This is a genomic window from Streptomyces sp. NPDC102258, assembly GCF_055584685.1.
The window spans coordinates 33,668-53,313 of record NZ_JBVJLO010000021.1 but is presented as its reverse complement, the minus strand read 5'-3'; the positions used below and the strand labels follow the sequence as shown (position 1 = coordinate 53,313).

The following is a 19,646-nucleotide window of genomic DNA, read 5'->3' as shown; positions in this document are numbered from 1 at the left end:
TCGCGGCGGCGAGGGCGGCAAGGGCGGGGCGGGGGGCACGGAGCCCCCGGATGCCGCTGCTCAGAGCCGGCCGAAGAACTGGTTCCCGCGCGCCGTGTGCTTCTCGCTCGTGTAGTACTCCTTCATCGCGGAGCTGATCTCGTCACGGCTCAACCGCCCGTCACCGTCGACGTCGAGCCGTTGGAACGCCTCGTCGAAGGTCTCCCGGGGCAGCCCGAACATGCCGTGCAACAGGGAGGTGTACTCCTCGCGGGTCAGCATGCCGTCGCCGTCGAGGTCGGCGAGCTCGGTCCAGGCGTTGCTCATGACCCGGATCCGCTCCCAGATCCGGTTCTGGTCCGTGACGATCCGCGCCCGGAACGCGGCCCGGAACTCCTGCCGGTCGACCACCCCGTCGTCGTTCTTGTCCATCGTCTGGAAGACGGTGTCCCAGAGGTCCGCCAGCGAAGTCCGCAACGCGGCCACGGCGTCCGGGGCGTAGCCGTGCGACTCCGCGACCCGGTCCGAGAGGCCGATGACGTCCGACTTCACGAGCCTGCCGTCGCGGTCCGAGTCGAATACATCGAACGCCCGCTCCAACTTGATGTCCAGAACGCTCACGACACCATCCCCTCACTCCAAGTGGTCACCCCGTCACGGTGCGAGGCGGCCCCAGGAAACCACAAGCCCCGTCCTCCGCGCACGAAAACCCCAGGCCAACCATGCAATCGGGTGACGGCCGCCAACGGCGGGGACAGGGTCGAGGCGGCGAAACGGTGGCCCCGAGCCCCGGGGGCCGGAACGCTTTGTCGGAGCCGGTTCGTATGCTCGACGCGAGGCCGCCGCGCCGCCACCGGGGCGACGGCACCACGACAAGCACCACAACGAGCGTCACCACGGGGGACAAGCACGTGCGTATCGAACGCCACCAGGTCGCGGAGGCACGGCTGTCGCGTGCCGTCGAGGACTTCGCCGAGCGGATCGCCGGAGACGTGCACCGCATGCAGCACGACGAATCCCCGTCGTACGGCTGGGAGATGATCGCGGAGTCCTTCTTCGACTACCTCGGCGCCCGCTCCCTCGCCCACCCCGACCTCGACGGCAAGGACGCCCGCATCGCCGCCGAGTCCGCCGCGGCGGCCGCCATCGGCTCGCTCGCGCTCGAAGCGGGCCTCGGCGACCACGTCTTCATCGAGTACACCGGCACCGGCGTGAACCACGGCGAGACCGGGGACGGCGGGCCCGGCCCGGTCGCCGCCCACACCTGGCTCGACGCGTACTTCCCGGCCTTCACCACCGGTGCCTCCGACGCGAACACGAGGCTCTTCCTCACCGCCGCACCCACCCTGCGCGGCAACGAGCAACGGCCCGACGTGGCGCTCGTCCACGCGCTCATGGCGTTTCTCCACGGATACGCCGAGACCAGCCCCGGACACACGCCGGCGGCCGGCTCCGACGCGGAACGCGCCGCGCTGGTCGAGGAGATCGCCGCGCGGACGGGCGAGGGGACCGACTGGCCCGCGTACCGGGCGGCGCTGACCACCCTCAGGGCGCTCGCCGCGGACGACCGGGCGGCCTTCGAGCGCGCGCTCACCGCGCAGCTGGAGCAGCACCGAGCCCGCCACGAGACCCCCACCGCCCACGGACCCGCCGCGCGCACCCTGCTGCCGTTCGACGCGATCGCGCTGGCGGGCATGGCCACGCGGCTGAAGGAATGGCCCCTGGGGGTCGACTCACCGTACCTGCCGGCCGCGCCCGTCTCCGGCTTCCCGCCCACCGCCCCGCGCGTGGGGGCGTACGGGAAGGGCAAGCGGCCCGACGCCCTGGAAGCGCTCGCCGCGGGCCCCCTCGTCGTCGACCGCCCGCTGCCCCGCCACACCGTGACGGAACTGGACCGCTTCGACGCCAACGCCGCCCGACACCTCGCCAGGTTCGGGAACCCGGCGACGGACCCGGACCGCGCCGTCGCAACGCTGTCTTACGTGAGGACCAGCCAGACCCGCCGGTTCCTCGCGCGGGCCGCGCACGACCCGCGGGGCGAGGACCCGCGGCTGCGGGAGGCACTGCGGCTCGCGGCGCAGGCGGGGGCCGCCCTCTGCCGGCTGGCACGGGCCGAAGCAGGCACCGAGCAGGAGGTCACCGTCGGCGACGCCACCCGCACCCTCCCCGCGGAAGGCCCCTCGCACGACGGGTACGCCCAGCCCTGGAAGGAGGCGGTGGCCCTGGCCCTGATCGACGGCGACGACGCCCTGATCGCCGAATGCCTGGCCATGCCGCCCGCGCTGCTCGAAGGCGGTCGTTACGCCGGCCCCGTCGCGCCCTACGCGGCCGCGCTGCACGCCCACCTCACCGGCGCCGACCCGGTGCCCGCCCTGGACCGGGCCCTCACGCAGTGCGCCGCCCACGACCGCGGCGCCTACCTCCCCCCGCCCGCCCGGCTCCTGTCCCAGCTGGTGGTGGGCGACGCGGCCGGCTTCGCCCTGGCTCTTGCCGACGCCCTGGAAGACCACCGCGACCACCACACCCTCGCCGCCCTGCCCACCGACCCCGCAGCCGCCATAAACCTCGACGCCCTGGCCCTGACCTGCCACGCCCACCGCTCCAACACCCCGATCCCCCTCACCTCGCCCTACCTACCCACCGCCCTCCTGAACTGACGCCCCGCGCACCCTGCGGCCGGGACGGGGGAGCAGGCCCCATTGCTCCCCCGCTACTGAAGAACGAGGGTGACACCGCAGCGTTGGAGAAGCCGAACGATGTCCTCGAAACAGGTGAGCCCTTCATCGGGGTCCGAGACGACGCCGGCCAGAGCTCGGCGCGCCACGTCCGCGTCGTGCCAGATCAAGGTGAAGGGCAGCGCCACGCCGAACCCACCACTCAGGCAGTCCCGGAATGCGTCCCACGCCCAGCCGAAGTAGCACCCGGGCCCTACAAGAGCCTCTGCCATCGCGCAATGCAGACCGGGCACGTCGGTGGCGAACCTGCCGTCGAGATGGTAGGTGCCGCCAGAGCGGTCCGGGCCCTGGCCATTCATGCGGGCGGCCGTTAGGGCCAGCCATGCGGATCTGCCCTGCGCGTTGTGGCGGTACATCACCCCGCCGTGGCGGTGCAGTGCCCACAATTGCACCCAGTCCCGGTCCCACTCGCGGGGCCGATGCATTGCGGCGAGCAAGGCTTCAGCGGCTTCGCACCCGATGAGGTGCAGTGGAGTCGATGGCGGGGTCCCGCGCGGGACGAACAGCCCATCCACTCCCACGCAGTGTCCAGTGGGACTGGCCGCCATGGGGTTCCCGCGAAGAGTTTGAACTGCGGCGACATCCGAAGGGTGTGGTCCACCACTGCAGCGGCTGCTGCTCGTCCCATACCTCGACACGCACATCGCCCAGCAGGCCGCTCGTCCCTGCGGCCGACGACAGGGCATCGCACGACGGACCTGTGGGAGTACACCCTCGCAGCGTCAAAACCTCACGCGGCGGCGTCTTGTCCACGAACATGCCCTCGACGCCCGCGCAGCGCCCCCAATACTTGTCCTCGCCCTCCTCGTCCTCGCGGACCAGCAGGTATCTGACCGGGAAACCCCGGTCCCAGACGCCGTGATGTGAGACCTGCACAAATCCCCCGAACACTCAACCGATCTCTTGGCCCAGATACGACGTCGGTCGGGAGACCAGGTGCTCGGAGATTGCCGCCCCGGGGTCGCGAACGGCGATGCTCGACTGCTCGACACACTCCCGCTCGGTGACTACGCCCCGCATGCCCGACACCAGCGCATCGCTGTGGCCATCACCGTGGCCACCGTCACCCTGTTCGTAGCCGGCGGCTGGTACCTCTGGTACTGGGCGGTCGGGAGTTTCACCAGCAGCCTCGGCGTACCTTGCGCCGAGGCGCCCACTTCCTCCGCGCCACCCGTCTGTCCGCGGGAACCCATGACCGCCGGTGCACGATGGGTGCCTTCATGGGGCTGGACTACAAACTCGACCTGCGCGCGCCCCGCGAGGCCACGGAAAGCCGGCTGCGGGACGCGTACCCGGACATGGAGCTCGACCGGTACTGCGTGGACTCCCACATGTGTGCGGAGCCGAGGGTGAACCCGGTGCCGCTCAAGGACCGGCACGGGCGCAGGCTCGCCGACCTCATACGGGTCGAACTCGACTACGAGGACGGTGGCATCGCGCACCCGCGCATATCCGGGATCACCATGTGACGCACCGACGGCGGCTCGCCCGCTGGAAACAGCTCGGGCATCTGCCGGCTGCTCCTCGTGCGTGTACGTGTACGGGCCGGTCCTGGGTCTCCCTGGATCACTCTGAGCGGTCCGGCCCACCCCGGTGGAGCACGAGTGGGCGCTCTGCCGTCAAGTAGCGCTGCACCGTGGGGGCCAGCCACTCGATGACTTCCTCACGGCTCATCGCGGCGGTCGGCGGGAAGCGCAGCACATAGCGCGTCAGGGCCATGCCCAGGATCTGCGCGGACACCAGGGCGGCGCGGCGCGGCGCCTCGTCCGGGTCGGGGCAGACCGCGGCGGCCAGCGGCACCATCTGCTCGGAGAAGATCGCCCGCACCCGCTCGGCGCCGGCCGCGTTGGTGACGCCGACCCGAAGCAGGGCGGTCAGTACCTCGTCGCCCTCCCAGCGGTCGAAGAAGTGGGCGACCAGCGCCTCTCCGAGCCCGTCGGCCGACAGCGTGTCCGGAGCCGGAAAGCCGAGCTGGATCTCGCAGGCGGCCGCGAACAAGCCCTCCTTGTTGCCGTAGTACCGCATCACCATCGAGGGGTCGATCCCCGCGTCCCTGGCGATGGCCCGGATGGTTGCGCGCTCATAGCCGTCGGCCGCGAAGCGCTCGCGGGCGGCGTCGATGATCGCGGCCTTGGTGGCTCCGGAGGTGCGGCGGGGGCCTCCGGCGGGGGCTTCGGTCGTCATGCCAACAAATGTAGGCCAACGACTGTTGACACGCCAGTTTCCACGGTTCTACCGTTGCCAACGAGCGTTGACCCACAGGTGTTGACCCACAAGCGTTGACTTACGAACGTGACCCGCGAAGGTGACCTACAAGCGCCGACCCGCGACCGACGCCCACCCGCCGGCCGCCGTCCAGGAGGCAGCCATGAACGACTCCACCCACATCCCCGATGCCGCCTTAACAGCCGACGTCCTCGTCGTCGGATCCGGGCCGACCGGGCTGCTCCTCGCCGGCGACCTCGCCGCCGCGGGCGTGCGCGTCACCGTCGTCGAGCGCCGGCCGCAGGGGATCAGCAACATGACGCGCGCCTTCGGCGTCCACGCGCGCACCCTGGAGATGCTCGACGCCCGCGGCCTGGCCGAGGAACTCATCGAGACCGGCACCACCATCAGCCGCATGGACATGTTCGGCCACGTCAGGGTCGACCTGACGCGGCTGCGCTCCCGCTTCCCGTTCCTGCTGGTCTCCCCGCAGTACGAGATGGAGCGCCTCCTGGAGCGACGCGCCGTGACCGAAGGCGTCCAATTCCGGTACGCCACCGAGCTGGTGAGCCTGCGCCAGGACCGCGACGGTGTCACCGCCGAACTGCGCGAGACAGACAGCGAGCGGCGTCTCACCGCCCGCGTCCGCCATCTCGTCGGCGCCGACGGCTCCCGCAGCGGGGTCCGCGAGGCGCTCGGGGTGCCGTTCCCCGGCGCGTCCGTGATCCGCTCGATCGTCCTGGCGGACGTGCGGCTGAAGAAGGAGCCGGACGAGATGCTCAGCGTGAAGGGCTCCCGCGACTCCTTCGCCGTCATCGCCCCCTTCGGCGACGGCTACTTCCGGGTCATGGGGTGGAGCCGCGACCACCAGGTCCCCGACACCGCCCCCGTCGACCTCGACGAGCTGCGTGCCATCGCCAGCGAGGCCTTCGGCACCGACCTCGGGCTGCACGACCCGCGCTGGATCTCCCGCTTCCACAGCGACGAACGCCAGGCCCCGTCCTACCGGGTCGGGCGGGTCTTCCTCGCCGGAGACGCGGCCCACGTCCACTCTCCCGCCGGCGGTCAGGGCATGAACACCGGCCTCCAGGACGCCGCGAACCTCTCCTGGAAGCTCGCCGCCGCGATACGCGGACGCGTCGACGACCCCGAGGTGCTGCTCGACAGTTACGAGGCGGAGCGCCATCCGGTCGGCGCGTCGGTGCTGCGCAGCAGCGGGGCGCTGGTCCGGCTCGCCATGGCCCACACGCCGCTGCAGCGGGCGGCCCGTTCGCTGGCCACCCGGACCCTCAACTCCGTACGCCCGGCCGCCGACAAGGCGCTCGGGATGATCAGCGGCGTCGGCATCTCCTACCGGGCGGAGCGCGGCTCGCACCCGCTCACCGGGAAGCGCGCCCCCGACCTCGAACTCTTGGAGGGCCGTCTCTACGAGGCACTGCGGCGGGGCCAGTTCGTCATCGTGAGTCCGCACGGTGTCCCGAGCACCGCGCCCGAGGGCGTGGTGTGCGCGCGGTGGCGGAGCGGGCGCGGCAGCATGCTCCTCGTGCGGCCCGACGGATACGTGGCCTGGGCGAGCGACCGCCCCGACCCGGCCGGGCTGCACGCGGCGCTCGACCGCTGGACGGGGCCCGCGCGGGAGCGCGCGGTCGCCTCGTAGAGACACACGGAAGGGCGTGCCGCGTCTCATTTGATCATTTTGACCGCATACGAAGAACACCTCTTGAAGTGTGGCCAGCTCGCTTGGCCCCTAGTGAGGGTCTTCGGCGGTTACGGGCCGCGTTCCAGGCCGCCAGTGAACTCGGCCAGGGCACGGGCCAGCTCGGTCAACCTACGGTGTGGCATGCCGTCCGATGCGGCCGTCTCACGAGGCGGTGGATATCCCGGGGGGTGCAGGGGGCGTTGCAGGCTGTCGGCGCACCCCCGCCCCGGGAGGGCCGTGTGAGTGATGAGGACGCCATGTCGGACACCTTCGTGTTGCTGCGGGAAGAGTTTCTGACTTGACGGCGCTTGGGACGGCCACATCAAGGGGCGGCGACGCCGTCCTGGACGTAAGGGATTAGGCCGTGGGGGAGATCGAGCAGCAGGCGCCGGCGACCGCACAGCAGCCGTACGCGGTCCGCTTCTCCGCCACGGCCGCCAAGGTCCTCGACTCCCTGCCCGAGCACGTCGAAGACACCGTGTGGGACGTCCTGGACGCCGCCTCGTCCGACCCGTGGGGCTTCCGGCAGTAGCCACCCATACAACGGCCCGGCCTGCCATTGCAGTTGTTGGGGCCGGGCCGCTGCGCATCCTAGCTACAGCCGTATCCACCGGTCGCCACTCGGGCGGCAACGCGTAGCCGCGCGATAGTCACCAGCACCTCCACCTGGCGCGGCCTGCCACCCTTCGTCCAGCTGAACCCGCACAGCGCCTGGTGCGTGACGCCTCGGAAGCGTTCGTCCTCCGTGGCGGGCGAGCCGTAGCCCGGCACGTTCCAGGTGAACGTTGCCTCCCCGTCGTACGGTGTGCCCCGGCCCAGTCGTAGACCGGCTCGGTCGTGGTACAGCGCATGTGCACGGCAGGCCCCGTCCAGCGCTTGCCGTACCGGATCTGCGAGCTGGCATCGACCGAGTCCGCGCGGCGCTCGAAGGACAGGCCGTAGTCACTCATGTGATCCCACAAGCCCGGCTTCTGGTCGCGTATCATTGAGCGGAATATCGACAGCAGCCGTGCCAGGTCGTGCTGCCCAATCCAGACCTGTTCGTGTCTCCGGGCCGTAGCCGTACGTCGGGTCGTGGGCGGGCTCACTGGAGGGCCCCACGGTTGGCGGTCGGCGGCCTGACGCGTCGTAACCGCTTTCATCTGCTTGACGACCCGGGCTCGCCGGAGCCACGCTGTCCGTGCCGTTCGTGAGCTGGCCGAACCGCCTTGGCATGCAACTCAAGCTTGCGGCGGCGTCGCTCCGGGCAGCGCCCCGGCGAAGGCCCACCACTGCTCGATGGTCCACACGGCGACGCTGGAGCGGTCGGTGGACATCCGCAGCCACACCTCCTCGCCGCCGGGCATGAGCGCCACCTCCAGGTGCGCCTCGTCCCACGTGCCCACCGGGTACATCCACTCGATGCCGTCGGGCCACGTCCGCATCGCCACCGTGCGCACGCTCAGCGCCGCGGCGAAGGCGTCCAGCGCCGTCTTGGGTATCCGCACCGCCGCCGGCTCCCGCTCGATACCCGCCACCTGGCCCCCTCACGTGGTGCGGCGGGACCCGCTCCCACCGTCGCGGATCAGCGTCACATACCCGTGCGCCCACGGTGTCACGCCGTGAGGTGGGGCTCGCGGCCGTACCAGTTGTCCGCTGACAAGTGATCTCGACTAATTGAGAAGCGTGTTTGCCCGCTCGGCCGAGGCTGGTGAACCACCTGCGTGGCTTGGTGGCAGCGGTGCACGCAGTGTGTGGATCATGAACTGGTCTGACGACCTGCTGGCTGGGCTGGACGACATCGACTGGGCTGCTCTGGGGCATGCGTACGGGAGCGCCGAGGACGTGCCGGGCGTACTGCGGGCCGCGTGCGGGAGGACGAGATCGGCGAGCCCTTCGAACATGGCCGCGCCGCCCGGCGCTAGACGATGTCCGGCGGCCGCCGCGCTCTGCATGACACCGTCCTGCAGCGCTCCGAGGACCACCAGGGTCGGTCCTCCGGGAGGGCCGGTACGGGCTCGAACATGGCGGATCCGGCGGCCATGGCCCGGTCGAAGAGCGAGGCCAGGGCGGGATCACGGGCGAAGTGGTCGAAGTGGTGCCGGCCGTGGGAGCCCGTGAACACATCGGTGCCCGTACGCACGGCGTCCCCGAGGCCGCCGAACGACTCGTAGAACGCGCCGCCGTAGATGAGGGCCAGGGGGCGCATCGACCCGGGCACATCCGTACGGAGCAGCCCGCCGGCCGCCGTGAGCCGGTAGCCGTCCCCCTCGGGTTCCGCGAGGCCGAGGGCGGCGAGGTAGCGCAGCAGCCGGCCGAGGGCGTTCGGGTGTGCCCCGACCCGCCGGGCCAGAACGGGCACGGACCGTACGGGGGCGGTGGACCCGGGCGCCGCCATGTTGTCGGCGACGCCCAGTTCGGCGGCGACCGCCACGGCCCGGGTCGCCCAGGCCCCCGTCATGGTTTCCAGCAACCGCCGTGCCGGCTCCGCCGCCGGAGCGGGGTCCGAGCCCGGGGCCTCCGCGTACTGCCCGGCCACGGTGAGCTCCAGCCGCCGGGTGAAGGCGCTGCCTGTGGGCCGCTCGCCCCGGAAGTAGCGGACGGTGGTGTCATCGTGCGGGTTGTGCCCGCCGCCGTCCGGACGCAGTCCCGCCCGGCCCAGGAGCGACTGGAGGCCCTCCAGCACCACCGCATCCCCGTCCGCCACCACGAACGCCATGTGCGACTCGTTGCGTTCGGCGCGTTCCCGCACGGCGATCTCGGACGTCCCCGGCCCGCCGCCGCCCGCCCATACGAAGATCTCGACCTCGTACGGGCGACCGCCGCCGACCGGGGCCCGCAGGATCACCACGTCCAACTCGGCCGGATCCACCCCGTGTCTGCGGGCGAGCCGGTCGCGCACCACGGTGCTCGGCGTGGCCGCCCCGGCCGTCAGGCCCATCCCGCGCAAGGCGTCGCGGAGCCGGTCGAGGGAGGCGGGGAACACCATCACGGCGACGTGGGCCAAGGCGCAGTACCCCTCCACGGCCCGCCGCTCCTCGGCCCCGAGACCGGGCAGCGCCGCGGTCAGGGAGGCGGCCGTGTCGTGCGTACGCAGGTACGCGACGGCCGACGCGAGCGCGGCGGCGTCCTGCGGATCCAGGCCCTCCCGCGTGAGCTGGGGTCCACCGGGCATCGGCACGCATTTCCCTGCTGCGTGTCCGAGCCGGAGCCGGGCACGGCGCCGGCCGACAACGGCCAGGCGTCGATTCTCGCCGCATTCCGACGCCAGAGCCCCCGGTGGAAGCGGAGTTGACCGAAAGCGCACTGCCGTCGCCCTGCGCGCCCTGCCGCTCTAGCTGCCGCGCGGCGCGGCCCCGCGCCCCCGCGTCGCGAGGCCGGTGTCGGACCAGGCGGCCAGGATGCGCAACGCGTCGTGTGAGGGGGAGCCGGGTTCGGCGGTCCAGACGACGAGCTGCTGGTCGGTGTCGACCGTGGAGGCGAGGGTGTCCCAGTCGAGGGTCAGCGCGCCCACGACCGGGTGCCGCAGCACCTTGGTGCCCATGCCGCGGACGGCGACGTGGTGGGCGGCCCACCAGCGGCGGAAGTCGGGGTCGTGGACCGACAGCTCGCCGACGAGCGCGGTCAGCCGCGGACTGCCGGGGTCGCGGGCCGCTTCCATGCGCAGTTGGGCCACGCAGGTGTGGGCGACGTCCTGCCAGTCGGCGTACAGTTCCCGCATTTTCGGGTCGGTGAATACGAGCCGTAGGTAGTTCCGCTGCTTTTCCGGGATCTGCGAGAAATCGGTGACGAGCGCCGCGGCGAGGGGATTCCAGGCCAGGATGTCCATGGTGCGGCCGAGGACGATCGCGGGGGTGGTGGCGAGGTCGTCCAGGAGGCGGCGCAGCCGGGGCTGCACCTGCTGGACGGCGCGGCGGGCCGGTCGCTCGGAGAGGCGGCCGGCGACCTCGAAGAGGTAGGCGCGCTGGTCGTCGTCGAGGCGCAGCACGCGCGCGAGGGTGTGCAGTACCGGAGCCGACGCCTGGATGCGGCCCTGCTCCAGGCGGGTGTAGTAGTCGGTGCTGATGGCGGTGAGGGCGGCGACCTCTTCCCTGCGCAGACCGGGCACGCGGCGGCGGCTGCCGGTGTCGGGCAGCCCGACCGCGCCCGGCGTCAGCTCGGCCCTGCGGGCCTTGAGGAAGGCCCCGAGGGCACCGGGGCGCGCGCTGCTGTTCATGGGGCCCATTCTGGACCCGTCCGTGATGCTGTGGGAGGGAGACTTTTATCCCTGGATGGATTTCTCCCGGGATGGAATCCTCCTCTTTCAGGGGCTCGGAGCGCGTGCGAGAGTTTTTGATGTGACCACGGGAAACGGAAATTCCCTGGTCCGCGAACACACCGCGAGCACACCGCGAGCCCCCCCGGGAGACACGACATGGAATTCGTCCCGCGCCGGAACACGGCCAAGGCCCCGGCCGACTGGTTCACCGGAGACGTCTGGTTCGACGTCATCCACGCCGGCCGGGCACCGTCCCGGCTGCGGGCCAACCTGGTCCGCTTCGCTCCCGGCGCCCGCACCCACTGGCACTCCCACGTACTGGGCCAGACCCTGCACGTCACCTCCGGTGTGGCCCTCGTGGGCACCCGCGACGGTGTCGTCCTGGAAGCCCACCCGGGCCAGACCGTCACCTGTCCGCCCGGTGAGGAGCACTGGCACGGGGCCGGCCCGGACCACTTCATGGAGCACCTCGCCCTGTGGGAGGGAACGGGGGAGGACACCCCGGAAACCGAGTGGAGCGAACCCGTCACCGCGGAGCAGTACGACCGGCCCCGTACGACCTCGGGCTGAACCGGCGGCTCGGCTCGTAGACGGACCGACCCCGTGCCCGCCCCCACGGGCACGCCGCCCCGGACCGGAAACGCCGCGCGGAGCGCCGCGTACGGCCCAGCGGCACCCACCCACTGACACCCCCCCCGCAGCCAGGAGCACCACGATGGAAGCCATCACCTTCCCCAACGGCCAGATCACCCTGGCGGGCAACCTCTACCTGCCCGAGAACCTCAGCAGCAGCAACAACAGCGTCGCGGCGATCGTCGTCGTCCACCCCGGCGGCGGCGTCAAGGAACAGGCCGCAGGACTGTACGCGGGCAAGCTCGCCGAGCAGGGCTTCGTGGCCCTCGCCTTCGACGCCTCCTACCAGGGCGACAGCGGCGGCGAACCCCGCCACCTGGAAGACCCCTACGCCCGCGTCGACGACGTCCGCGCCGCCGTCGACCACCTCCAGACCCTCGACTTCGTCGACCCCGAGCGCATCGGCGCCCTCGGCATCTGCGCCGGCGGCGGCTACAGCGTCAACGCCGCCATGACCGACCACCGCATCAAGGCACTCACCACCGTCAGCGCCGTCAACATCGGCACCAGCTTCCGCCGCGGCTGGTACGGCACCGACCCCGACGCCGCCGCCGTCCCCACCCTCCAGGCCGTCGCCCGGCAGCGCACCGCGGAGGCCTCCCAGGGCGCTGAGCCCGCCTACCTGCCCTACGTCCCGGCCGAGCCGGACGCGGACACCCCCCGCGACCTGGTCGAGGCCGGCGACTACTACCTCACCCCCCGCGCGGCCCACCCCAACGCCAAGAACAAGTTCCTCTTCACCAAGAGCGTCTCCCGGATCTTCACCTTCGACGCCTTCCGCATGGTCGAGGACCTCCTCACCCAGCCCCTCCTCGTCGTCGCGGGCAGCGAGGCCGGATCGCTGTGGATGTCCACCGAACTCCACGGCCGCGCCCGCACCACCAAGCAGCTCCTGCTCGTCGAGGGCGGCACCCATATGGACTTCTACGACGTCCCCAAGTACGTCGACCAGGCCGTCTCCGCCGCCACCCCGTTCTTCACCGAGCACCTCGCGGCCGAGCCGGCCGAGCCGACCAAGCCGGCCGACGCGAGCTGACCGACCCGATGACGAGCGGCCGGTCCCCGTACCGGCCGCTCTCCCGCTCCCCATCCCCCCAACCACACCGAGGAGGACCCCGTGACCGACACCGTCAGGCACGTGGCCGTCAAGGCACTCGCCTGGGACCTGGCCGCCGACATCCACCTCCCGCCCGGCTTCGACGAGAGCACCGCGTACCCCGCGATCGTCGCCGTCCACCCCATCGGCTCGTGCAAGGAGCAGACGGCCGGCCACGTCTACGGACGCGCACTGGCCCGCGAAGGCTTCGTCGTCATCGCCTTCGACGCCAGTTTCCAGGGCGAAAGCGGCGGTGAACCGCGCGCCATCGAGGACCCGGTGGTCCGGTCCCAGGACATCGGCCACGTCATCGACCACCTGGTGACGCTGCCGTACGTCGACGCCGACCGCATCGGTGTCATCGGCGTGTGCGGGGGCGGCGGCTACGCCGTCAACGCCACCCTGACCGACCGCCGCATCAAGGCCGTGGGCAGCGTGACGGGCGTGAACTTCGGGCGCCTGATGCACGAGTCCTTCAGCGGCTACGACCCCATCGGCGCCCTCGACGCCATCGCCGAGCAGCGCACGGCCGAGGCGCGCGGAGGCGAGCGGAAGGTGACCCAGTACCTGCCCGCGTCACCGGCCGCGGCCAGGGAACAGGGGCTCACCGAGATCGACCTGTCCGAGGCCACCGACTACTACCGCACCGAGCGCGGCGAGAAGCCCGGCGGCCGCACCGAGGGACTCTTCTCCCGGCAGGGAGCGGCGATCGGCTGGGACGCCTTCCACCGCGCCGAAGTCCTCCTGACGCGGCCGCTGTGCGTCGTCGTCGGGGACAAGCCCGGTGCGTTCGGCGCCTACCGGGACGGCCTGGAGATCTACCGCCGCGCGGCGTCGAAGGACAAGGAACTGGTCGTCGCGGAAGGCTTCTCCCACTACGACCTGTACGACCGGCCCGAACCGGTCGAGATCGCCCTGAGCCACCTGATCCCGTTCTACAAGAAGCACCTCTGACCGCAGGCCGCCCCACCCGCCCCACCCGTCCGCCTCACCGGCGGGTACCGGCCGCCGCGCGCACGAAACCGGGGCCCCCGATCCGGGGCAGCAGCGCCGCGGGCGCCCACGCCAGGAGCGCCACGCCGGCCGCCGACACCCCCAGGACGGCCGCGAGTACGTACGTCACCGAGGGCGACGAGCCGCTGGGCAGCACGATGAACAGCACCCCCACCATCACCAGCCGCACCCACGTCCGGTCCAGCGACCGCCACCCGACCGCCGCCAGGGGTACCGCCCCCCACAGCAGGTACCAGGGCTGAACGACCGGAGCACACGCCACCAACGCCAGCAGGGCCAGACCCGTGGCGTACTCGGCACCGGTACGCGGCGCCCGCCACACGCAGATGACCACCGCGCACACACCGAGCAGCATCCCGGCCATCCGCACCCCGGCCACCGCGTCGAGACCCGTGTCGGCGCCCATGCCGAAACTGTCGGAGAGCAGGCTCAGCAGACGGCCGACGTCCGTACTGGGCGAGAGCACGGCGTACACCTGCGCGGGAGTGCGCAACGTCCCCAGCCACCCCCAGCCCAGACCGCTGACCGTCACCACCAGGAGGAGGGACACGGCGGCCACGAGCGCGATCCCGACCGCCCGCCGCCTTCCCGGCCACCGCCCGGCCGTGGCCGCGCCCGTGGCCGTGACCGCCCGCGCCCCCGAGGCCGCGGAAGCGACCGAGACAGCGGCCGCACAGCCCAGGGCCACCGCGGCGGGAGCCTTGACCAGCGCGGCCAGTACCAGCACGACCGTCCCCAGAACCCACCGGCCGCGGCGGAAGCACAGCAGCCCGGCCGCCATCAGCCCGATCATCAGCGCCTCGTTGTGCGCCCCGCCCACCAGATGCACCAGAACGAGTGGATTGAGCGCCGCCGCCCACACCGCCCCGTCCTCACCGACGCCCGCCTCGACCGCGATGCGCCGCACGGCCCACACCATCAGCCCCACACCGCACAGGGCCAGCAGGCGCATCCCCAACACCCCCGCCACCACATGGTGTTCACCCGTGAGCATCACAACGCACCGCGTGGCCACGATGGCCACAGGGCCGTACGGCGCCGGCGCGTCGCGCCACATCTCCGGAACGCTGTCCGCGACCGGGCCGCCCAGCACCTCCGGCCCCAGCCGGTACACATCCCAGCCCCGTTCCGCCAGCGCCCCCTGCGCCAGGTAGCTGTAGGCATCGCTGCTGAACAGCAACGGACCCGGCACCAGCGGCAGCACCCAGGACCACCACACCGCACGCAGCCCGCGCCCCCCGGCGGTGTCCCCGTCCCGGACCAGCCGCCCCAGCCACCACCAGGCGGCCACCAGCAGCACCAGCCCCGCGTACGCCACCGCGGCCCCCACCGCCGTCAACGCCGCACTCCGCTGCCCCCACACCCCGTCGGGAACCCCCAGGGGCAGCGCCCCGGCCGACCAGCCGCCGGCCCCCAAAAGCACGGACCCCCACATCCCGAGCAACCGGCACTTCCGGACCGTGAGTCCCGCCTCCACCATGCCGCCACCCTAGGGTGACGACGAGGCTCACTCGGCCGCTCGCGAAGAAGGTCCGCCCTCTCGTCACCTGCCCTTCGAGTGGACGACACGCAACGCAGCCGTCCCACCGAAAAACCCCGGGAGGACGGATCTCCGCCTTGTTCCCTGCTTCGACGCTGAGCGGACCGCGGGGCCGTGGGGACGCTCCTACCGCTCCGTCGGCCGCCATGGCTTCCGGCCCCGCTTTTCGTAGGCCTCGCGGACCCCGCCGGCCAGCCCGAGGAGTACCGCCGCCCCGACGGACACCTGGGCCGCGGTACGCAGGCCCCAGCCGTGGACGTCCACGGCAGCCCGCGGGGAGACCTTGCCCTGCGGGTCGCGGACGACGGCCACGGACCCGCCCTCCTTGGCGAGCCGTGAGGCGGTGTCCAGGTGTTCGGGGCCGCCCGCGGGGCAGTCCAGGCGGTGGTCGTACGAGGTCCGGGTCGTGAAGGTCCAATGGCCATCGGCGTCCATGGAGGAGTCCGTCTCGGTGTGCTCGGTGACCTTCAGCACGACACAACGGATCTCGATGCCCCGGTCCTCCAGCGCGCTGTGCCCCACGGACGCGAGTGCGAGCATGGCGCCGAGGCCGGCGGGGAGGGCGGACAGCGCGATGAGCGAGGCCCCGCGCCGGGCGGCGACGGCGGCATGCCAGCCGAGCAGGGCCAGGGGGAGCAGCAGCCCGCCCAGGAAGAACCCCCAGTTGCCCAGCGACCCGTAGGCCGCTTCCCAGGCCACCCCGAACGCCAGGGCCGCCGCCAGCGGTGGCACGACCAGCGCCACCCCGGTCCGCCAGATCCCGCGTCCCCATCCCCCATGCCAGCCCGCCATGCCCGCCCCCGGTGACTCGTACCCGTACGTCCCAGGTAACCGCGACGGCCCGAACAGGTAAAGAGCGCGCCCGCCCCACCGGAGAACGACTCCTCACCCCGAAACCCCGGGACGGTGTTAGCTTCCTCCCCGTGACGGACCACCAGGAGCGGACGAGGACGGCCTATGACGGGGTCGTCGAGCTGTATGCGTCGATGTTCGCCAACCGGCTGGAGACGCATCCGTTCTCGCGGAACATGATCGCCACCTTCGCCGAGCTGGTCCGTGAGACGGGGAACCCGCTGGTGGCCGACGTCGGGTGCGGGCCCGGGCATCTGACGGACATGCTGCACGACCTGGGGCTGGACGCCTTCGGGCTCGATCTTTCCCCGGGCATGGTCGACCACGCCCGGCGGGCTCACCCGGCGTTGCGGTTCGCGGAGGCGCGGATGGAGGCCCTGCCGGTCGCCGACGGCGCCCTCGGCGGCGTTCTGTCCCACTACTCGATGATTCACACCCCGCCCGGGGAGCTTTCCGCGCTCCTTGCCGAGCAGGTACGGGTCCTGGCGCCCGGAGGCCTGCTCCTGGTCTCCTTCTTCGCGACCGAAGAGCCGGAGCCGATCCGTTTCGACCACAAGGTAGCCCCAGCCTACAGCTGGCCGGCGGACCGCTTCAGCGACCTGCTGACCGAAGCCGGCCTCGTTCCCTTCGCCCGACTCCTCCACGACCCGGCCACCGAACGGGGCTTCCTCGACGCCCACCTGCTGGCCCGCAAGGGGCTGAAGGTGGGCGCGGGCTGAGCCGACCCGTCAGCCGCCGGTCGTACCGTCGAGCATCTCCCGCAGGATGTCCAGGTGGCCGTTGTGGCGGGCCGTTTCCTCGGTGAGGTGGAGGAGGATCCAGCGCAGGTCTACGTGGAGGCCGTTGCGGATGGTTCCCTTGGCCCGCTCGTCCAGGCTGTTCCCGGCGACCAGCTCGCGGTAACGGGCGCTCTGTTCACCGTATTCGTCAACCAGCTGTGTGAGCGGGAAGTCGACGGCGATACGCATCTCGCGGTCGGGGTCCTCCTCGGTCCAGGGGCCCCGGTCTTCCTCGCCGAGGAAGACCACCTGGAACCAGTAGTACTCGACCCAGCGGAGGTGGTTGATCACTCCGCTCAGGGTCATCAGCGGTGAGCCCGGCAGGAGCGCCTTACGGGCGTTCTCCGCGGAGACGCCGTCGCACTTGGCGCGGGCGGTGGCACGTGCGTAGTCGAGGAACGTGGTGAGCTGGGTGCGCTCGTCCCACGCGGGCGGGGTGTCGTCGATTCTGGTCATCGCGCGAAGCGTCCCCGATCACCGCGCCCGATGTCGAGGCATTTACCGGCGGCCCCGACCTGCTCCACCCAACTCCTCATCCGGCGAGCCGGCCACGCCGATCCCAAGGCCCAGCCGTCCTCACCGGCTCAGCCGCAGGCCGGCCCGCCCGAACCGTCGAACTGCACAGAGCTGAAGAAGTCCCGGAACTCGGGGAAGAAGTTGCCCTTGCCGGTCGCGCCGGCAGAAGTCACTTGCGTACAGCCGCTGTAGTTGGCGTCGGACCAGAGGTAGATGGTCGACGACGTCCGGTTCCAGTCCGACTTGGCCCGGTCGTTCATGCCGAGCGCCGCGAGATCCGGAGCACTCGTCCTGACCGTGATCATGTCCCCGGTCCCGTCGAGGCCGGAGAACATGCAGTAGTAGCCGGCGGGGCACCGGTCGTACCCGTCAGCCGCGTGGGCCATGGAGACCGGCACGACAGTGCCGGTCACAGCAGCCACTGCTACGAGTAGTACGGACAGCTTCTTCATCGGCGTTCCTTGGCTGAGGCGTCGTTGACGGCCAACGGCCCGATGACTAAGAAGACACGTCGGGAGCCCCGTCGTACGTCTCCGCATCACAGCTGTCTGAGCTACGCCACGGCGTGGTCACCTCCGTGGCGTGCCGGTCGTCGGTCTCACCAGTGGGTGAGGTCGAACACCCGGGAGCAGTGACCCCTCGGATGACGGGGCCGCCTCCGAGGGGAGTCGCCGTGAGCCGGATCATGGCCCGGACCAGAGCCGCCTGGAGCCGCGCGAGCCCCTCGCCTTGCCAGGGGGAGGCGGGGGCTGCTTGCGGGTCCTCGCCGGAGGGCGGGGGGAGTGGTGGCGTCATGTCTGGTTCACCGCGTCCGGACACCTGTTGGTGACACCCGCTCACCGTAGGCGGTGATGGTCTCCCCGGGGGTGCCGCCCGCGGTGCGGGGAGCTACCTCGGTGTCGCTTTGCGTGGGGTGGCGGCGAGTACCAGGGCGGCCGCGCCGGCCAGCAACGCGGCCGCGATCACCGCGGTCCAGCCGTGCCGGAAGCCCTCCAGCGCGGCCTCGGGGCCGTGGGGGGTGCCGATCAGGCTGACGGTGAGGGCGACGCCCACCACGGCTCCGATCTGCCGTGCCATCGTGGTGACGGCGGATCCGGTGGCGAGGCGTGCCGGGGGCAGCGCCGCCGCCGCGGCCCCGATCAGCGTGGGCAGCGCCAGCCCCACGCCCAGGCCGGTGAGCAGCATCCCCGGGAGCAGCGCGGTGGCGTAGTGGGGGCGGACCTCGATGGCGACGGCCCACCAGGCGACGCCGCCGGCGAACAGCACGGTGGCGAGGGCGGCGAGGCGGCCGGGTCCGAGCCGGCGCACCAGGGCGGCGCTGCCGAGCGCGACCGGGGGGACCAGCAGGGGCCCCGGGGAGATGGCGAGCCCGGTGCGCAGCGCCGAGTATCCCCAGACCTGCTGGCACCACAACGCCGAGGTGAGGAGCATCCCGGCGAAGGCGGCGGTGAACAGCAGCGCGGCCGCGTTGGCCGAGGCGAAGCCGGGCACCCGCATCAGCGACGGTTCGACCACAGGGGCCGGGTGGCGGGCCGAGCGGTACAGGAAACCGCCGGTCAGCAGGAGGGTGGCGAGCAGGCCGCCGAGCACCCGGGCCGACCCCCAGCCCCAGGTGTCCGCCTTGACCAGGGACACGGCGAGGGCGCCGATGGCGAGGGTGAGCAGTGCGGCCCCGAACAGGTCGGGCAGCGGCCCGTTGTCCCGGCCGCGCGGCCTGGGCAGTACGCGTACGCCGACGGCGATGGCGGCGATGCCGACCGGGACGTTGGCGAGGAACACCCAGCGCCAGTCGGCCTCGACGAGCAGTCCGCCGAGGACCGGTCCCAGGCCGGCGGCGATCCCGCCGATGGAGGCCCAGGCCCGGATGGCGCCGGGGCGCTCGGCCGGGGGAGTGGCGTCCAGCAGCAGCGCGAGCGAGGTCGGCATCAGCGCCGCCGCGCCCGCCGCCTGGACCACACGGGCGGCGTCCAGCCAGCCGACGGCGGGAGCGAGCGCGCAGAGCGCGGACGCGGCGGTGAACACGGTCAGGCCGGCGAGGAACACCTTCCGGTGGCCGATCCGGTCGGCCAGCCGTCCGGCGACGACCAGCAGTGCGGCGAAGACGATGGCGTAGCCGTTCAGCACCCAGGAGAGGGTGGCCAGGCTGCTGCCCTCGAAGTGCTGCTGCATCGCCGGCAGCGCGACGTTGACGATGAACAGGTCGAGGTTCGAGACGAAGACCGCGGCCGCGACCACCAGGAACGCGGCACGGCGGTGGGGCCGGTCCTGGTCCGGGTGTGCAGGCGCAACCAGTGGGTTTGATGTTCCAACTATCTCCATGGCCGGGAAAGTAGCGGAAGTGAGTTTGAATACGCAACCCGC

Annotated in this window: 19 protein-coding genes; 8 read left to right on the top strand and 11 right to left on the bottom strand. The window is 71.9% G+C overall.

From position 1 onward, the window contains the following. Nucleotides 1-60: 60 nt before the first annotated feature. Entirely contained in the window at nucleotides 61-600 is a 540-nt protein-coding gene (locus ACZ6ZT_RS28760) for an EF-hand domain-containing protein (protein ID WP_469722959.1), read from the bottom strand. Between the two features lie 290 nt (nucleotides 601-890). Between ACZ6ZT_RS28760 and ACZ6ZT_RS28755 the strand changes: the two genes are divergently transcribed. Continuing rightward, complete coding sequence (locus tag ACZ6ZT_RS28755; protein ID WP_469722958.1) at nucleotides 891-2,636, top strand: immunity 49 family protein; 1,746 nt, start codon at nucleotides 891-893, stop codon at nucleotides 2,634-2,636. 53 nt (nucleotides 2,637-2,689) lie between these two features. Here the strand turns inward: ACZ6ZT_RS28755 and ACZ6ZT_RS28750 are convergent, their stop codons facing one another. Beyond that, a complete protein-coding gene (locus tag ACZ6ZT_RS28750; RefSeq protein ID WP_469722957.1) occupies nucleotides 2,690-3,229 on the bottom strand; it encodes a barstar family protein in 540 nt (179 codons plus the stop codon). Between the two features lie 705 nt (nucleotides 3,230-3,934). Between ACZ6ZT_RS28750 and ACZ6ZT_RS28745 the strand changes: the two genes are divergently transcribed. Next, the gene (locus tag ACZ6ZT_RS28745; RefSeq protein ID WP_469722956.1) at nucleotides 3,935-4,183 is read left to right on the top strand and encodes a hypothetical protein; all 249 of its coding nucleotides are present in this window, start codon (nucleotides 3,935-3,937) and stop codon (nucleotides 4,181-4,183) included. Nucleotides 4,184-4,280: 97 nt separating this feature from the next. On the opposite strand, the gene ACZ6ZT_RS28740 is transcribed toward ACZ6ZT_RS28745, so the two are convergent. Further along, the gene (locus ACZ6ZT_RS28740) at nucleotides 4,281-4,898 is read right to left on the bottom strand and encodes a TetR/AcrR family transcriptional regulator (protein WP_469722955.1); all 618 of its coding nucleotides are present in this window, start codon (nucleotides 4,896-4,898) and stop codon (nucleotides 4,281-4,283) included. Nucleotides 4,899-5,082: 184 nt separating this feature from the next. On the opposite strand from ACZ6ZT_RS28740, the gene ACZ6ZT_RS28735 reads away from it, so the two are divergent. Then, nucleotides 5,083-6,576 carry an FAD-dependent monooxygenase gene (locus ACZ6ZT_RS28735; protein WP_469722954.1) on the top strand — a complete coding sequence of 498 codons (1,494 nt, stop codon included), beginning with the start codon at nucleotides 5,083-5,085 and terminating at the stop codon, nucleotides 6,574-6,576. A 406-nt stretch (nucleotides 6,577-6,982) separates the two neighbouring features. After that, entirely contained in the window at nucleotides 6,983-7,150 is a 168-nt protein-coding gene (locus ACZ6ZT_RS28730) for a hypothetical protein (RefSeq protein WP_469722952.1), read from the top strand. 688 nt (nucleotides 7,151-7,838) lie between these two features. On the opposite strand, the gene ACZ6ZT_RS28725 is transcribed toward ACZ6ZT_RS28730, so the two are convergent. From ACZ6ZT_RS28725 to ACZ6ZT_RS28715, 3 genes are all read right to left on the bottom strand, one after another. After that, entirely contained in the window at nucleotides 7,839-8,135 is a 297-nt protein-coding gene (locus ACZ6ZT_RS28725; protein WP_469722951.1) for a hypothetical protein, read from the bottom strand. Between the two features lie 383 nt (nucleotides 8,136-8,518). Continuing rightward, nucleotides 8,519-9,772 (bottom strand): methyltransferase family protein, encoded by a 1,254-nt coding sequence (locus ACZ6ZT_RS28720; RefSeq protein WP_469722950.1) that lies wholly within the window; start codon nucleotides 9,770-9,772, stop codon nucleotides 8,519-8,521. A 159-nt stretch (nucleotides 9,773-9,931) separates the two neighbouring features. Next, a complete protein-coding gene (locus ACZ6ZT_RS28715; RefSeq protein ID WP_469722949.1) occupies nucleotides 9,932-10,813 on the bottom strand; it encodes a helix-turn-helix domain-containing protein in 882 nt (293 codons plus the stop codon). 198 nt (nucleotides 10,814-11,011) lie between these two features. On the opposite strand from ACZ6ZT_RS28715, the gene ACZ6ZT_RS28710 reads away from it, so the two are divergent. The 3 genes from ACZ6ZT_RS28710 to ACZ6ZT_RS28700 all read left to right on the top strand — a co-directional run bounded on the left by ACZ6ZT_RS28710 (nucleotide 11,012) and on the right by ACZ6ZT_RS28700 (nucleotide 13,538). Beyond that, complete coding sequence (locus tag ACZ6ZT_RS28710) at nucleotides 11,012-11,425, top strand: (R)-mandelonitrile lyase (RefSeq protein ID WP_469722948.1); 414 nt, start codon at nucleotides 11,012-11,014, stop codon at nucleotides 11,423-11,425. 145 nt (nucleotides 11,426-11,570) lie between these two features. Then, nucleotides 11,571-12,524 carry an alpha/beta hydrolase gene (locus ACZ6ZT_RS28705; RefSeq protein WP_469722947.1) on the top strand — a complete coding sequence of 318 codons (954 nt, stop codon included), beginning with the start codon at nucleotides 11,571-11,573 and terminating at the stop codon, nucleotides 12,522-12,524. An 81-nt stretch (nucleotides 12,525-12,605) separates the two neighbouring features. Beyond that, complete coding sequence (locus ACZ6ZT_RS28700; protein WP_469722946.1) at nucleotides 12,606-13,538, top strand: alpha/beta hydrolase; 933 nt, start codon at nucleotides 12,606-12,608, stop codon at nucleotides 13,536-13,538. 34 nt (nucleotides 13,539-13,572) lie between these two features. On the opposite strand, the gene mptB is transcribed toward ACZ6ZT_RS28700, so the two are convergent. Further along, nucleotides 13,573-15,078 carry a polyprenol phosphomannose-dependent alpha 1,6 mannosyltransferase MptB gene (gene mptB, locus ACZ6ZT_RS28695; protein WP_469722945.1) on the bottom strand — a complete coding sequence of 502 codons (1,506 nt, stop codon included), beginning with the start codon at nucleotides 15,076-15,078 and terminating at the stop codon, nucleotides 13,573-13,575. Between the two features lie 186 nt (nucleotides 15,079-15,264). Beyond that, complete coding sequence (locus ACZ6ZT_RS28690; RefSeq protein WP_469722944.1) at nucleotides 15,265-15,930, bottom strand: hypothetical protein; 666 nt, start codon at nucleotides 15,928-15,930, stop codon at nucleotides 15,265-15,267. A 131-nt stretch (nucleotides 15,931-16,061) separates the two neighbouring features. Between ACZ6ZT_RS28690 and ACZ6ZT_RS28685 the strand changes: the two genes are divergently transcribed. Continuing rightward, nucleotides 16,062-16,709: a class I SAM-dependent methyltransferase gene (locus tag ACZ6ZT_RS28685; RefSeq protein WP_469722943.1), complete on the top strand. Its 648-nt coding sequence runs from the start codon at nucleotides 16,062-16,064 to the stop codon at nucleotides 16,707-16,709. Nucleotides 16,710-16,718: 9 nt separating this feature from the next. Here the strand turns inward: ACZ6ZT_RS28685 and ACZ6ZT_RS28680 are convergent, their stop codons facing one another. From ACZ6ZT_RS28680 to ACZ6ZT_RS28670, 3 genes are all read right to left on the bottom strand, one after another. Next, nucleotides 16,719-17,225 (bottom strand): DinB family protein, encoded by a 507-nt coding sequence (locus ACZ6ZT_RS28680; RefSeq protein WP_469722941.1) that lies wholly within the window; start codon nucleotides 17,223-17,225, stop codon nucleotides 16,719-16,721. A 128-nt stretch (nucleotides 17,226-17,353) separates the two neighbouring features. Beyond that, nucleotides 17,354-17,737, bottom strand: a complete 384-nt coding sequence (locus tag ACZ6ZT_RS28675; protein ID WP_469722939.1) for a peptidase inhibitor family I36 protein — start codon at nucleotides 17,735-17,737, stop codon at nucleotides 17,354-17,356. Nucleotides 17,738-18,173: 436 nt separating this feature from the next. Next, a complete protein-coding gene (locus ACZ6ZT_RS28670) occupies nucleotides 18,174-19,604 on the bottom strand; it encodes an MFS transporter (RefSeq protein WP_469722938.1) in 1,431 nt (476 codons plus the stop codon). Nucleotides 19,605-19,646 lie beyond the last annotated feature (42 nt).

What these genes read in the sequence shown, in the direction of transcription:
- ACZ6ZT_RS28745 (WP_469722956.1), top strand. Translation starts at nt 3,935, where the DNA reads ATGGGGCTGGACTACAAACTCGACCTGCGCGCGCCCCGCGAGGCCACG.
- ACZ6ZT_RS28740 (WP_469722955.1), bottom strand. Translation starts at nt 4,898, where the DNA reads ATGACGACCGAAGCCCCCGCCGGAGGCCCCCGCCGCACCTCCGGAGCC.
- ACZ6ZT_RS28735 (WP_469722954.1), top strand. Translation starts at nt 5,083, where the DNA reads ATGAACGACTCCACCCACATCCCCGATGCCGCCTTAACAGCCGACGTC.
- ACZ6ZT_RS28720 (WP_469722950.1), bottom strand. Translation starts at nt 9,772, where the DNA reads ATGCCCGGTGGACCCCAGCTCACGCGGGAGGGCCTGGATCCGCAGGAC.
- ACZ6ZT_RS28715 (WP_469722949.1), bottom strand. Translation starts at nt 10,813, where the DNA reads ATGAACAGCAGCGCGCGCCCCGGTGCCCTCGGGGCCTTCCTCAAGGCC.
- ACZ6ZT_RS28710 (WP_469722948.1), top strand. Translation starts at nt 11,012, where the DNA reads ATGGAATTCGTCCCGCGCCGGAACACGGCCAAGGCCCCGGCCGACTGG.
- ACZ6ZT_RS28705 (WP_469722947.1), top strand. Translation starts at nt 11,571, where the DNA reads ATGGAAGCCATCACCTTCCCCAACGGCCAGATCACCCTGGCGGGCAAC.
- mptB (WP_469722945.1), bottom strand. Translation starts at nt 15,078, where the DNA reads ATGGTGGAGGCGGGACTCACGGTCCGGAAGTGCCGGTTGCTCGGGATG.
- ACZ6ZT_RS28690 (WP_469722944.1), bottom strand. Translation starts at nt 15,930, where the DNA reads ATGGCGGGCTGGCATGGGGGATGGGGACGCGGGATCTGGCGGACCGGG.
- ACZ6ZT_RS28680 (WP_469722941.1), bottom strand. Translation starts at nt 17,225, where the DNA reads ATGACCAGAATCGACGACACCCCGCCCGCGTGGGACGAGCGCACCCAG.
- ACZ6ZT_RS28675 (WP_469722939.1), bottom strand. Translation starts at nt 17,737, where the DNA reads ATGAAGAAGCTGTCCGTACTACTCGTAGCAGTGGCTGCTGTGACCGGC.
- ACZ6ZT_RS28670 (WP_469722938.1), bottom strand. Translation starts at nt 19,604, where the DNA reads ATGGAGATAGTTGGAACATCAAACCCACTGGTTGCGCCTGCACACCCG.